This is a genomic window from Pseudomonas caricapapayae, assembly GCF_001400735.1.
GTDB classification, from domain to species: Bacteria; Pseudomonadota; Gammaproteobacteria; order Pseudomonadales; family Pseudomonadaceae; genus Aquipseudomonas; species Aquipseudomonas caricapapayae.
The window spans coordinates 20902-33508 of the sequence record NZ_LJPW01000005.1; the positions used below are offsets into that span (position 1 = coordinate 20902).

Genomic DNA, 12607 nt, shown 5'->3' on the forward strand with positions numbered 1-12607 from the left:
CATATTCAGTTACCAGCAAACTGATGCGAGCAGGGGAGGTTGTAACGTCAAGATGTCTAAGCGCTTCTTGTATGGCCAGCTGTGAGTATCCCTTCTCGTGAACCAGCGTGTGAAGCCTATCTGAAAGCGCGCTCAAGAACTGAGTTTTTGACATCCTTTCCTGACTGAGATCCGGTAAAGCCTTCAGGGCACGCCTGGCGGCTTCGACCACATCTAGCGTGATTTTCTTTTGGCTATCCACGAGTGCACTCGCATTCGGCTGATATCAATATAGCGTGATGGATCGTCGGTTTCAGGCTGATCAATGCTGAGGGTGAACATGACTCGACGCATGGTGCGTAGCTTGTCCACTGTGGAGCTGAAACCATGTTTTTCCAAGAAGCGCAAAATGTCAGTGAGAGTGAATTCCTCATCATGCAAGGCCGCATACAGCTGGTCTCGGATTGTTGCCTCAGGTCCGAATCGCTCAAATTTATCCACCTTGAGAGAGGGGAGGCTGTCCAGAAACTCCCTGGCCGCGGCTAGATCGTCTTGGGTGTACACCCTTTTCTTTGCCATGAAAATCAACCCTTTACGTATCGCTGACCCCTCAAAGATATCAAGGCCATACCCCTATTTATGGGCCGACCCTCCCCGACGCGCTCTTGTAAGTTATAGGCTAATATGGTATTAATTGGATGTAAAGTGAGATCAAGAGCGTGACTGGAAATGTTTTGTACGGACGGCCCGCACGCGGTCCATCCGACAAAACCCGGATCAGGGCTGCGCCCCGACACCCCGACAGCGTCATTCAGTTAGTTAAGGTTGAGTCAGAACATGTCGAAAAGCACAGCGCGTCAGGCAACAGCGCGGTTTGAGATTCGCTGCACCGAAGAGGATGCAGCCTTGATCCGTGAGAAAGCGCTGGCCGCTGAGATATCAGTTTCTGACCTGATGCGTAGCGCAGCCCTAGGCCGCAAGATCAAGACACCGACCGACAAGAAACTGATGGCGGCGTTGCTGCAACTGGGTGGACTACAGAAGCACCTGTTCAATCAGATGCAGGAGGGCATGACGGCTGATTTGAGCAAGCAGTTTTCCGACGTGTTAGTCGCCATCCGAAATGCCGTCAATGCCATCGATCTTTCCCAGACGCGCATCAAGTAGCCAATCAACCATGAACGTCATCATTCCCCCTAAGCGTCGAGAAAAAGGCTCCAGCTTCAACCGGCTGGTGAGCTACATCAGCGACCGTGGGGACAAGCCCAAAGATGATGACCGGTTAAGCGCTGCACCTCGCCAGAATGCTTCGCGCACCAAGAAAGCGATGTTCGATCGGCTCGTCGATTATGCGGATCGAAATGATGGAGATAACCGTGCAGTCGTGATCACAGACGTGTTTCCTGATGGTCGTCAGCGCTTGATCAGCGGGGGCATTTCTTGCGAGACCAACTGCTTCTCCTGGGAGACCTCTGCGGCGGAAATGAACATGGTCGCGGCGCAGAGTCGTCGCTGTCAGGATCCGGTCTATCACTTCATCTTGTCGTGGCGTGAGAACGAATTGCCCACAGACGCGCAGATCTTCGAATGCGCCGAGCACTGCATCCGTCAGTTGGGCATGGAAGGGCACCAGTACGTCACGGCTGTTCACCAAGACACCGACAATACGCACTGTCATGTGGCCGTTAACCGAGTCAATCCCATTACCTACAAAGCCGCCGCCTTGTGGAATGATGCTGACACTTTGCAGAAGAGCTGCCGCGTTCTCGAACGCAAATACGGATTCATTCAGGACAACGGAAGTTGGCAGTGGGGTGTCAATGACCAATTGGTCCGCGCGCCTTTTCGGTATGGCAGCGCTCCGCAAGGGACAGTGCCCTTGCAGGTCTATTCCAACACGGAAAGCCTCTACCATTACGCCGTCAATGAGGTGCGCGAAAAAATATCTGCGCTCATCCAATCGCGAGAGATTACCTGGCGTAAAGTCCATCTGGCCCTGCATGAACGTGGCTTGGGATTGAGGGAGCAAGGCGAGGGGTTGGTGATCTATGATTTCCTGCGACCCGAAGGGCCGGTGGTCAAGGCTTCTTCTGTTCATCCGACGTTGACCAAGTTTCGATTGGAAGCTCACATAGGCGCGTTTGAAGGACCTCCCATCTTCGAACATGAAGAGTGGAGCTATGGAATTTTTGCCACCTACCAGCCGGAGTTTGAGCTTCGAGACAAAGACGCGCGTTTTGATCGCCGGCAGGCAAGGGCTGAGGCTCGGCTGGACTTGAAAATGCGCTACAAGCGTTATCGTGACGCATGGGAAAAACCTGATCTTCATGTCAAGGATCGGTACCAGCAAGTAGCCGCTCGGTACCAGGCAATGAAGGAGGACGTAAAACGCTCTCAGCACGATCCTTTACTTCGAAAGTTGCTGTATCGGGTCGCCGAGTTTGATCGTATGAAAGCCATGGCAGAACTGCGCATCGAGCTCCGTGAAGAGCGACAGGTGCTGGCTGACAAAGGCGTGCTTCGGCCACTTGCCTACCGCCCCTGGGTCGAGCAGCAAGCTCTCAGAGGAGACGTCGCAGCCGTCAGCCAACTGCGCGGTTTTGCGTATCGAGAAAAGCGTAAGGAGCGCACTCCGGACGGTGGTTTTGATCGTCTGATCCAATGCGGCCCGGCAGATGACTCTGCTGTCTATAAGCTGCGCACTTACGCCACGCACCTGCACCGTGACGGCACTGTCGAATATCTGCGCGATGGCCGGGTGGGTGTGATCGACCGTGGCGATCGAGTCCATGTGAAGCCTGGGTTTAATGACGACGATGAGTTGGACAACTATCGGCTGGCCGCCAACCTGGTCTCCACGAAAAGCGGTGATGTGGTGAGGATCGTCGGTGATGAGCAGTTCGTTGATCAGGTGCTGGATGCGGGATGCGCGATCAACCATCGTGACGATCAGTATGTGTTCCAGGTAACCGATCCAGATCAGAAGGCGCGGTATAACGTGATCGAGAGGGATCACCGGCAGTATTACGGATACGACGAGCCGGCCCGTCGCCAGTCCCCTGTACGGCATGATCCGGTGGATGATGCTCCGGATGATCGCTTCCAGCCTCCAAGCCCATTTGGCGGTTGAACCCCGAGACTTCTTAGCGCCCGGCGACTCAGCCTGCATAGGTTGAGACTCTGTCTTTATATGGTTATAAACATTTAATTAAGTGGCTCAATGCTACTTTTAGCTGCGTAATAACTTTTACTCCGAATTTTCTTGTCATCGTTGCGTCGCCACGAAATCTAGTGTTAGATTAATAACGTCAGTTTTTTTATGAAATGGATTTGACGGGTCAATTAAGGGATTAGGTTATGGCAGCAAAAAAGAATAGCTTTCTACTCATGCTGGAGCAAAACACCTCCAGCATGAGCCCCACGGGTAAGCGGATTGCTAGCTACCTGCTGGGTAACCCGGAGCGATTTCCGTTTGAGTCCGCCGACAGTATTGCGAAGCAGACCTCCACCAGTGGTGTTTCTGTTGGGCGCTTTTTTCGCTCCTTGGGTTACCGGAACATCGATGATGTTAAGCAAAGTCTGCGCGGTGAACCATCGGCGTCATGGCTCATAACTGACCGTGTCAGCGCTTTCCGTGCTGAAAACATTAATGCTGACGCTCTCGACCGTTCGTTGAATCGCGAGATTGAAGCCGTCCGTCATGCCTACGAGTTGGCCCGCAGTACTGCTTTTTCCGATATCGTAAAGCGTATCCATGAAGCTGATGCTGTGTTCATTGTTGGCATCCAGTCTACTCGCGGGATTCTTACAGCGTTCCATAGCCACTTGGAATACATACGCCCCAAGGTCTTCTACGTCGATGGCTTGTCAGGAACCTATGCGGAATCACTGAACTCCGAGTTTGAAAATCCTTATGCGATTATTTCGGACTGTCGGGCTTACTCTAGAGTGACCCCCACCTTCTGCAAAGCAGCGATAGACAACGACCTGCCACTGGCACTGATTACAGATATGCAATGCCCTTGGGCCAGGGACTACCCGCTCGACCTGCTGCAACTGAAAACCGACGTGGGACAGTTCTGGGACTCCACTGCACCACTGGCTTGCCTTTTGAATCTCATCGTCTCCGCCGTCGCAGAGAAATACGGTGATCGCCTCGACGAGCGCTTGGTCAAGAACCGCCAACTGCAAAAAGCTTTCGGTCAGTTCGAAGGCTAATCCCATTGACCCTCACCATGAGTGCACGCGTGAACAACAGTCCCCTTGTAGAGATTGATGCCCAGCACTATCAGGTCCAAATCGATCTGATTTACGCCGGTTCGGCCAACTTGACGGGAAGAGTGATCTACCAGAGTACGCGCTGCCGGTTACATCGTGATGCCGGCAAATGTTTGATCAAGGCAAGTCGGCTCGCGCGTCAGGCAGGTTTCACCCTACGTATTTATGACGCTTATCGGCCACCTTATGCGCAGCGGCTGTTGTGGGAAGCATTACCGAATAATGACTATGTACGTGACCCCCTCTCGGGCTCACACCATAGCCGTGGCGTGGCACTGGATTTGACCCTGGTAGGTACTGAAGGCGAGCCGCTGGACATGGGGACAGCGTTCGACACTATGGAGGAATCGTCACACCATTTTTACGCCGACTTGCCAGTGAGTGTGCAACGCAATCGTCTGTTGCTGCTGGGCATCATGCTTGCTGCTGGTTTTCGCGAAATTGCTACTGAGTGGTGGCATTACGAGCTACCAAATGCCGACGATCATCCATTGCTTGATGACGAATAAGAGACGGTACGTGGAGTAGAAAGAATATAACCAGCTGCTAAATGATAGCGTTCTTGCATACATCGAATGATCTAGAAAACAGGGATGACACTCATGGGTACCGTAACCAGCAAGTCCTTTCTCAGCACCAGCAAGCTGCTGCTGACCGTTTTGAGCAGCGCATTGAGTTTAGGGTCTTGGGAGGCGGCAATGGCGGCTGTACCTAATGACACTCTGGTTATCGGAAAACCAGCCGATCCGCAAACTCTAGATCCTGCCGTTACCTTTGATAACAATGACTGGACCATTACATACCCATCATATCAACGGTTGGTCGGATACAAAGTCGAGGGTGGTCAAAGCAGTACGGAAGTGGAGGGTGATCTGGCCGAGAGCTGGACCATTTCCCCGGATAACCTTGTTTGGGAGTTCAAAATCAAACCGGGCAATAAATTCGATGACGGCACCATAGTTGATGCCGCTGCCGTGAAGTTCTCCTTTGATCGTCTTATGACTATGAAGCAAGGTCCTTCTGGGGCATTTCCAGAGGACATGGTAGTGGCGGTCATCGATTCGCAGACCATTCGGTTCACCCTGAAAAGACCCTTTGCGCCGTTTCTGTTTACCCTGGCCCACAACGGCGCTTCGATCATCAATCCGGATGTGGTTCATAAGAGTCCGGATGTAAACGCCTGGCTGTCGAGCCACACCGCTGGCTCTGGCGCTTTCCGCTTGAGCAATTGGCAGAAAGGCCAGTCGCTGACCATGGAGCCGAACACCCATTTCGCTGGCCCAAAACCTGGGCTAAAAACCGTGGTCATCAAAATCATCGGTGAGCCTTCCGTCCGCCGCTTGCAGTTGGAGCGTGGCGACCTGGACATCGTCGAAGACATGCCCGAGGACCAGCTCGCTGCACTCGGCAGCAAACCAGGAGTAACCGTTAAAGAGTTTCCGTCACTGCGGGTAACATACCTCTACCTGAACAACAAAAGGGGCTCACTCACCAGTGTTGATGCGCGGCGTGCGATTACCGAAGCGGTTGACTATAACGGTATCGTCAAAGGTATCTTGAAGGACAAGGCCAAGCTTATGAACGGGCCGATCCCGCACGGAATGTGGGCTTACGACAGCTCGCTGCCAGCCATGAACCAGAACATCTCAGCCGCCAAGGGCAGCCTCGCCAAAGCACAACAGAAAATCACTACGCTCAGCTACATGTATTCTGACAAGGACCCTAACTGGGAGCCGATCGGCCTGACTCTGCAGGCAGCACTGGCACCACTAGGCATCAATCTCAAGCTGGAAAAACTTGCCAATGCCACTCTGCGTGAGCGAGTGGGCCAAGCGGACTATGACATTGCGGCGGGTACTTGGAGTCCTGACTTTGCTGATCCGTACATGTTCATGAACTTCTGGTTTGACTCCAAGATGCAGGGCCTCCAAGGCAACCGCTCATTTTATAGCAGTCCGGAAGTTGACACGCTGATCCGCGAAGCGGCAGCCACCAGCGACACCGCAAAGCGTGTTGAGCTTTACCAGGTTGCCCAAAAAATGGTGCTCAAGGATAGCGTGTATGTCTACCTCTATCAGAAGAACTACACCGTACCGATGCGTGATTCAGTCAAGGGGTATGTATTCAACCCCATGCTTGAGCAAGTATTCAACTTGGGAAGTATGACCAAGTAAACCTACTTCCTCCCGCTAGTCTTTCGTGGCTAGAGCGTTGATTTTCGATGTCCGCATTAGCGAGGTGCCAAATGGCCTTTCCGACTTTTTTGCGTAAGCGCCTGCTTGGCCTGATTTTGGTGGTATTCGGTGTTTCGCTTATTACATTTGCAATATCGCACCTGATCCCGGGTGATCCAGCCCGGCTGATAGCTGGCGACCGTGCCAGTGACGACTTGGTGGCAGGTATACGTCATCAGTTGGGATTGGATCTACCGCTATATCAGCAATACGGTCGTTACCTGATGGACTTGCTGCACGGTGACCTGGGAACGTCAATACGGACTCGCCGTCCCGTGCTCGAGGACTTGCAAGCGTTTTTTCCGGCTACTTTGGAACTGGCGCTGGTAGCGCTGATGCTGGCGATTTTGGTGGGCGTGCCACTTGGCGTGCTGTCAGCGGTATACCACAACCGTGCCGTAGACCATATCGCCCGTACCTTGGCGGTGACCGGAATATCCACCCCAGCCTTTTGGCTCGGCCTTGGTGCAATCGTTCTGTTTTACGGTCACCTTGGCTGGCTGCCCGGAAGCGGACGGTTGTCCGATGGGCTCGTGCCTCCACCTACAAACAGCGGATTTTATCTGATCGACTCGTTGATCGCCGGTGATGGCCGATTATTTCTCGATGCTGCGCGGCATCTTATTCTCCCTGCTGCAACTCTAGGTTTTGTGACCCTTGGTGTTATCGCACGACAGATTCGTTCAGCGATGCTCGATCAACTGGGTGAAGACTACATCCGTACCGCACGCGCGTATGGGCTGTCCAAATGGACCGTTATTCTGCGCCACGCGCTCCCCAATGCCCTGATCCCATCAGTGACCGTCCTTGGACTGACGTTGGGGGATTTGCTGTATGGCGCAGTACTGACTGAAACAGTATTTGCCTGGCCAGGCATGGGAGCCTATGTCGTCAAATCGATCCAGTCGCTGGATTTTCCTGCGGTCATGGGCTTCGCAATCATGGTTTCGTTCATCTATGTACTGTTGAACATGGCGATCGATCTTATATACCGCGTGATTGATCCACGCATTGGCCAGGTGAATTGACATGTACGTAATCCTGACGACCCGCGCACGGCGGAATGCAGAAATCGCCTACCTGGCACACCAAGTCTGTCGCAGCCCGCTGACCCTGGCAGGTCTTGCCATTATCTTTCTGGTTTTGCTGTGCATGGTCTGTGCGCCTTGGATCACCAGCCACGACCCCAACGCACTGAATCTAGCCGAGCGCCTGTCGCCACCGACCTGGGCTCATTGGTTCGGAACCGACGAGGTTGGGCGCGACCTGTTCAGTCGGGTTATCTTCGGCAGCCAACAATCGGTGGGTGTTGGCTTGTTCGTGGCATTTGCATCCTGTCTCATCGGCGGCTTACTTGGATGCTCTTCAGGGATAATTGGCGGTCGGTGCGACACGGTCATCATGCGCCTTATGGACATCATGCTATCAGTACCATCACTGGTATTGATCATGGCTCTCTCAGCTGCTTTGGGCGCGAGCCTCTTCAACGCAATGCTGGCAATCACCCTTGTGCGTATTCCCTCCTACGTGCGGTTAGCCCGTGGCCAAGCGTTGAGTATTCGACAGATGGGGTATGTCAAGGCCGCCCAGACTTTCGGTGCCAGTCGCTGGCACTTGGTGCACTGGCATGTAGCACGTAATGCGATGCCGCCTTTACTGGTGCAACTGAGCTTGGACATCGGAAGCGCGATTCTTATGGCTTCAGCCCTAGGATTCATAGGTCTGGGAGCGCAACAACCTACAGCAGAGTGGGGTGCGATGGTTGCCACCGGACGCAACTATATTCTGGACAACTGGTGGTACTCGGCCTTTCCGGGTCTGGCAATTCTCATTACGGCAACTGGCTTCAATTTGCTGGGAGATGGTGTGCGCGATCTGCTTGATCCACGGCAACAGGGGAAATAAGCATGCAGAGTCCAGTACTGACCATCGACAACTTGTGTCTGGAATTTCCTGCCTACAAGAACAACGTCAAGGCTCTGAACGGATTGTCGTTGCACATCAATCCCGGTGAAATCGTCGGTGTCGTGGGCGAATCGGGCTCTGGCAAGTCGGTGACTGCCATGTTGAGCATGCGTCTGTTGCCGGAGCGCAGCTATCGCGTGACTGCCGGTAGCTTACGTATGCTCGGCAGAGACATGTTGGCGGCTTCAGAGAAGGAGCTACTCAGAATTCGAGGTCGCGATGCAGCGATGATTTTCCAAGAGCCAATGACTGCCCTGAATCCGACAAGGCGCATCGGCCTGCAAATGCTAGAGGTGATCACCCATCATCAGAAAATAAGCCATCAAGAGGCCCGTATCAAGGCGATAGCACTGTTGCGCGACATGCACATCGCTACCCCAGAACAGGTATTGGAGAGCTATCCTTTCGAATTATCCGGAGGCATGCGTCAACGCGTAATGATCGCGCTGGCGTTCTCCTGTGAACCAACATTGCTAATTGCTGATGAACCCACCACTGCACTGGACGTTACCGTGCAACGTCAGGTGATGCTTCTGCTAAGAGAAAAAGCTCGGCAACGGGGCACCGCCATTCTGTTGATCACTCATGATATCGCATTGGTTTCGCAGTTCTGCGATAGGGTGTACGTAATGTACACAGGCGCTGTGGTTGAGGAGGGCCGCACTGCCGATGTCATAGGGAATCCACAGCATCCCTACACGCTAGGGTTACTCAGATGCCTTCCAGAAGTGGTAAAGCCTGGTGAGTCGTTGATGACGATCCCAGGTCAAGTTCCGAACTTAGCCTCCTTGCCAATGGGCTGCACTTTTCAGGAGCGTTGCACATACGCCGTACCTTCTTGTGCCAAGCGCCCGAACCTCATCGCAATCAACGATGGCGACCAGCATAGAAGCGCGTGCTGGCTACCACTGAAGGAGTGTTCGCTATGAACAATGCCGTCATTCACACCGTTAATAAAAAGGCATCCCCCGTTCTTCAACTGAACGATGTTCGCGTTCGTTTTCCCGTCAGCAAGGACTGGCTCGGGCGACCAAGTGGATATGCACACGCTTTGAATGGCATTGACCTTCAGGTACACGCCGGTGAAACATTGGGTATTGTAGGAGAGTCAGGCTGCGGTAAAAGCACATTGGCGCAAGTATTACTGGGCTTGGTGCCACTCAGTAGCGGTGAGCTGCATTGGGCCGAGCGACGAGGTGAAAACAGCAGTAACATTCAAATCGTTTTACAAGATCCTCAGTCTTCGCTTGATCCACGCCTTCCCATCTGGAAAATAATCACTGAGCCATTATACGTGCTAGGCCCTGCCCCACGTGCACAGATGCGGGATGTGGCAGCAAGAGTCGCGGCCCAGGTTGGCATTCGTCCAGAGTACCTAGACCGGTTCCCCCACCAGTTTTCCGGAGGTCAACGGCAGCGCATTGCGATTGCCCGAGCCCTTTCTTCTGATCCAGATATTATTGTCCTGGACGAGCCTACATCGGCCTTGGATATTTCGATTCAGGCACAGATACTAAATCTTCTAGCAGAGTTGCAAGCGGCACGGAAACTAACCTATATCTTAATTTCCCACAATGTATCAGTAGTACGACATATGTCGAACCGTATAGCGGTAATGTATCTGGGGCAAATCGTTGAGCTTGGCAGCGCTTCTCAAGTTTTGGATCGACCACGCCATCCCTATACTCGACTGTTACTCGAAGCAGTACCGCGGTTAGCTGCTGTACCTAATGTTGAATCAATTGCGGCTCCTATCGAATTGCCAGGTAACCGCAAACTACCAGTTGGATGTTTTTTCAGGGCTCGCTGTAACTATTATACATCCGAGTGCAGTAATCCTCAAAAATTGATAAAGTGTGAATCAGTACTGGTGCGATGTAACTTACAAAGTCAATGATTAATTTTTGTGTCTTGATTCGTCTCGGTAAATATGCATGAAAGCTGGTGGGGAGGATGAGGGTATGATGGAAGAAATAGCAAGAAAAGTAAAAGAGTTACATATGCTATCTGAAGTGGCAAGCAAATATTATTATATATCTAGTGATGATGTTGTCTATGAAGATGAAGAGTCATTTAAGTGTCAGGCTATTAGATGCAAGAGGATTCAAGTCATAATAGAAGAGCTTTCGGTTGAAAGTAGTAAGTTTTTTGGCGTGGATTAGTCTAGGTTGGGGTCTAGCTTTTTTGCGTGCTCAATTAACTGCTCCAATATTAGTGGGGAGTCGATTTTCATTCCTATTAGGGAAAGCTGCGATCTTAAGCTAATTAGCTGTTGTCGGATTTCATCATCTTGATTTGGGAGTAACTCAGCTGGAGATACCTTCAGGGCAGTGGAAAGCTTAATCAATTGTTCAATGCTGGGCATGTGTATGCCTCTTTCATATCGTCCGATAATAGGAGCATCACACCCTATCAGGGCGGCTAACTCGGCCTGACTCAGGTCGGCTATTTTCCTGAGAACCTTGATTTTTGCTCCGACTACGCTCCTTAGGGTGTCCACAGTGTCTCCAAAAAAGCCAATAATTTCATAAGCTTGGTTTCATAAAAAGGCAACATGCGTATCTTTAGTACATAATGTGTTTACTTTTGCTGTTAGCTGATTTATTTTGTTCCCTACAAATCCATCACCTGTTGGTCATTCCTGGCCCAGTCACAGATGGAGCTGATTTCCATCGGCACACCACTCGCCCCTGCGCTCAGCGGTTTGGGAATTCGAAAGAGCGCCTGATCAAAAGGTTATGAGCATGAAAAACTGGCGTGTTTTGATGCATAATTCTGCTGTACATCAGTCACTTATCACGTTGATCGAACAGTTGGACGTGGAGGTGTATTCCCCCGAAAGCACGACCTACCGCAAACGTCCGGATCGCCCTTCATCGGTAGAGACGAAGGTGCGTTTGTTTCCTGGCTATCTGCTGCTGCGCTTCGATCCCCAGGTCACGCACACGACGACGATCACCGCGCTGAATGGCGCTCATGGGTTCGTTCAGTTTGGCGGTAGCTCCTGTGAGTTTGGCGGTAGGGCCTGTGTTGTGCAGGACGCTACGGTCGAGCAATTAAAAGCCGCTGCCTTGGTTCGTTCTAACCGTCAGCTTGACTGCATCGAGTTTCGTAATTTGCCGACAGAGCTGGAAAAAACGCTGCGTCTGATCATCGACATGAAGTCTGATGCTGCGCGTAGAGCGGCTTTTCTTGCGCTCCTGGCCCAGGACGCAGCGCTGGAACGCGTTGTCAGGCGTCACGGAACCCTTTGCTACTCGAGGGTACGTGCCGCCTAGGCATTACCACTTCCCACGATTTCCCATTTCACCGCCGGGTTTTGCCTGGCGGTGTTTTTTTGGCTGTCGGCGAATCCCATCGGTAGAAGGGGCAGACCCGATTTGAATTAGTCCTCTGAGCTTCGGCGTTAAGGGGGCCGGACCTCATGCACCCTGCCCACCTATCCGGGCAAACGAGCTGCAGCGTGCATGTTGTAGGGACCTGTGATCCAAGGCGAACAGATAGATACTGATTGACGCCTTGAGGAGGAAGCTCACCGCCCCAAACGACGATGACCGGCCAGCCCTGTAATCAGCAGCGGGCAACGGGCCAACACCGCCGGGTCTTGCCTGGCGGTGTGTTTTTGCGTTCTCACAGCCCTTTAGGAGTTCCCATGGCGTTATCAGAAGATGCGACCACCAAGACCAGCAGTGTCTACATTCGACCCAGCAGGGTCGATGCTCTGAACAAAGCCGCCATACGGGTGAGTTATGAAACCAACAGCCCTCGGCAAATCTCCCCTTCCAAAGTGGCTCGTTACGTCATCGATAACTTCCTGGAAGCGGCCATCCAAAAAATGATCGACGACTCCAAAAGGTAGTCATTCGGGAGGCCGCAATGCAAAAGAGACTCCTTTTTTCCGTACTGCTCATCTATTTGTCAGGGTGCAGCCATCCAGCGGCCCCGTTCACACAGAAGCCGGCGGGTCAGTGGGTGGACGAGCAGATCCAGCTGAGCGCGTCTTCGGTCAGTCTGGCGCAACGCCGGTTGCACCAGACCAGCGCTGTTCCGTCCTTCACCCCCCTGTCGGCACCGGCCACACCGACCACCAAAGCACCGGCTCGCGCAGTCAAACCTGCGGTCAGGCCTGTGCCTGTTACTGGGGGTTAGCC

The 12607-nt window shown here is 52.7% G+C and carries 15 protein-coding genes; 13 read left to right on the forward strand and 2 right to left on the reverse strand.

The window, feature by feature from the left end; genetic code table 11:
- Positions 1–213 precede the first annotated feature (213 nt).
- On the reverse strand, positions 214–558 hold the full coding sequence (locus ALO80_RS00605; protein WP_055007546.1) for a hypothetical protein: 345 nt from the start codon (positions 556–558) through the stop codon (positions 214–216).
- 258 nt (positions 559–816) lie between these two features.
- Between ALO80_RS00605 and mobA the strand changes: the two genes are divergently transcribed.
- From mobA to ALO80_RS00650, 10 genes are all read left to right on the forward strand, one after another.
- The gene (gene mobA / locus ALO80_RS00610) at positions 817–1146 is read left to right on the forward strand and encodes a plasmid mobilization protein MobA (protein WP_055007547.1); all 330 of its coding nucleotides are present in this window, start codon (positions 817–819) and stop codon (positions 1144–1146) included.
- A 10-nt stretch (positions 1147–1156) separates the two neighbouring features.
- On the forward strand, positions 1157–3109 hold the full coding sequence (gene traI, locus ALO80_RS00615) for a TraI/MobA(P) family conjugative relaxase (RefSeq protein ID WP_055007548.1): 1953 nt from the start codon (positions 1157–1159) through the stop codon (positions 3107–3109).
- A gap of 227 nt (positions 3110–3336) precedes the next feature.
- Positions 3337–4197, forward strand: coding sequence for a MurR/RpiR family transcriptional regulator (locus ALO80_RS00620; protein WP_055007549.1), 861 nt, complete (start codon positions 3337–3339; stop codon positions 4195–4197).
- Positions 4198–4226: 29 nt separating this feature from the next.
- Positions 4227–4766: a D-alanyl-D-alanine dipeptidase gene (ddpX, locus tag ALO80_RS00625; protein ID WP_055007585.1), complete on the forward strand. Its 540-nt coding sequence runs from the start codon at positions 4227–4229 to the stop codon at positions 4764–4766.
- 84 nt (positions 4767–4850) lie between these two features.
- A complete protein-coding gene (locus ALO80_RS00630) occupies positions 4851–6431 on the forward strand; it encodes an ABC transporter substrate-binding protein (protein ID WP_055007550.1) in 1581 nt (526 codons plus the stop codon).
- Positions 6432–6502: 71 nt separating this feature from the next.
- Positions 6503–7519, forward strand: a complete 1017-nt coding sequence (locus ALO80_RS00635; RefSeq protein ID WP_055007551.1) for an ABC transporter permease — start codon at positions 6503–6505, stop codon at positions 7517–7519.
- Between the two features lies 1 nt (position 7520).
- Positions 7521–8396, forward strand: a complete 876-nt coding sequence (gene ddpC, locus ALO80_RS00640) for a D,D-dipeptide ABC transporter permease (RefSeq protein WP_055007552.1) — start codon at positions 7521–7523, stop codon at positions 8394–8396.
- 2 nt (positions 8397–8398) lie between these two features.
- Positions 8399–9385, forward strand: coding sequence for an ABC transporter ATP-binding protein (locus ALO80_RS00645; protein WP_055007553.1), 987 nt, complete (start codon positions 8399–8401; stop codon positions 9383–9385).
- Entirely contained in the window at positions 9382–10353 is a 972-nt protein-coding gene (locus ALO80_RS28775) for an oligopeptide/dipeptide ABC transporter ATP-binding protein (RefSeq protein ID WP_083493092.1), read from the forward strand. The genes ALO80_RS00645 and ALO80_RS28775 overlap by 4 nt, the downstream gene beginning before the upstream one ends.
- A gap of 37 nt (positions 10354–10390) precedes the next feature.
- Positions 10391–10618 carry a hypothetical protein gene (locus ALO80_RS00650; RefSeq protein ID WP_234829153.1) on the forward strand — a complete coding sequence of 76 codons (228 nt, stop codon included), beginning with the start codon at positions 10391–10393 and terminating at the stop codon, positions 10616–10618.
- Here the strand turns inward: ALO80_RS00650 and ALO80_RS00655 are convergent.
- Positions 10615–10956 carry a helix-turn-helix domain-containing protein gene (locus ALO80_RS00655; protein ID WP_055007555.1) on the reverse strand — a complete coding sequence of 114 codons (342 nt, stop codon included), beginning with the start codon at positions 10954–10956 and terminating at the stop codon, positions 10615–10617. The two genes, ALO80_RS00650 and ALO80_RS00655, sit on opposite strands and share 4 nt — an antisense overlap.
- 244 nt (positions 10957–11200) lie before the next feature.
- On the opposite strand from ALO80_RS00655, the gene ALO80_RS00660 reads away from it, so the two are divergent.
- The 3 genes from ALO80_RS00660 to ALO80_RS00670 all read left to right on the forward strand — a co-directional run bounded on the left by ALO80_RS00660 (position 11201) and on the right by ALO80_RS00670 (position 12605).
- Positions 11201–11734, forward strand: coding sequence for a transcription termination/antitermination NusG family protein (locus tag ALO80_RS00660; RefSeq protein WP_055007586.1), 534 nt, complete (start codon positions 11201–11203; stop codon positions 11732–11734).
- 374 nt (positions 11735–12108) lie between these two features.
- The gene (locus ALO80_RS00665; RefSeq protein WP_055007556.1) at positions 12109–12315 is read left to right on the forward strand and encodes a hypothetical protein; all 207 of its coding nucleotides are present in this window, start codon (positions 12109–12111) and stop codon (positions 12313–12315) included.
- Positions 12316–12332: 17 nt separating this feature from the next.
- Positions 12333–12605, forward strand: coding sequence for a hypothetical protein (locus tag ALO80_RS00670; RefSeq protein ID WP_055007557.1), 273 nt, complete (start codon positions 12333–12335; stop codon positions 12603–12605).
- Positions 12606–12607 lie beyond the last annotated feature (2 nt).

Bases quoted from the DNA above. Each gene is read 5' to 3' on its own strand.
- traI (WP_055007548.1), top strand. From the start codon at position 1,157: ATGAACGTCATCATTCCCCCTAAGCGTCGAGAAAAAGGCTCCAGCTTC.
- ALO80_RS00665 (WP_055007556.1), top strand. From the start codon at position 12,109: ATGGCGTTATCAGAAGATGCGACCACCAAGACCAGCAGTGTCTACATT.
- mobA (WP_055007547.1), top strand. From the start codon at position 817: ATGTCGAAAAGCACAGCGCGTCAGGCAACAGCGCGGTTTGAGATTCGC.
- ALO80_RS00660 (WP_055007586.1), top strand. From the start codon at position 11,201: ATGAAAAACTGGCGTGTTTTGATGCATAATTCTGCTGTACATCAGTCA.
- ALO80_RS00605 (WP_055007546.1), bottom strand. From the start codon at position 558: ATGGCAAAGAAAAGGGTGTACACCCAAGACGATCTAGCCGCGGCCAGG.
- ALO80_RS00635 (WP_055007551.1), top strand. From the start codon at position 6,503: ATGGCCTTTCCGACTTTTTTGCGTAAGCGCCTGCTTGGCCTGATTTTG.
- ALO80_RS00620 (WP_055007549.1), top strand. From the start codon at position 3,337: ATGGCAGCAAAAAAGAATAGCTTTCTACTCATGCTGGAGCAAAACACC.
- ALO80_RS00670 (WP_055007557.1), top strand. From the start codon at position 12,333: ATGCAAAAGAGACTCCTTTTTTCCGTACTGCTCATCTATTTGTCAGGG.
- ALO80_RS28775 (WP_083493092.1), top strand. From the start codon at position 9,382: ATGAACAATGCCGTCATTCACACCGTTAATAAAAAGGCATCCCCCGTT.
- ddpC (WP_055007552.1), top strand. From the start codon at position 7,521: ATGTACGTAATCCTGACGACCCGCGCACGGCGGAATGCAGAAATCGCC.
- ALO80_RS00645 (WP_055007553.1), top strand. From the start codon at position 8,399: ATGCAGAGTCCAGTACTGACCATCGACAACTTGTGTCTGGAATTTCCT.
- ALO80_RS00630 (WP_055007550.1), top strand. From the start codon at position 4,851: ATGACACTCATGGGTACCGTAACCAGCAAGTCCTTTCTCAGCACCAGC.
- ALO80_RS00650 (WP_234829153.1), top strand. From the start codon at position 10,391: ATGAAAGCTGGTGGGGAGGATGAGGGTATGATGGAAGAAATAGCAAGA.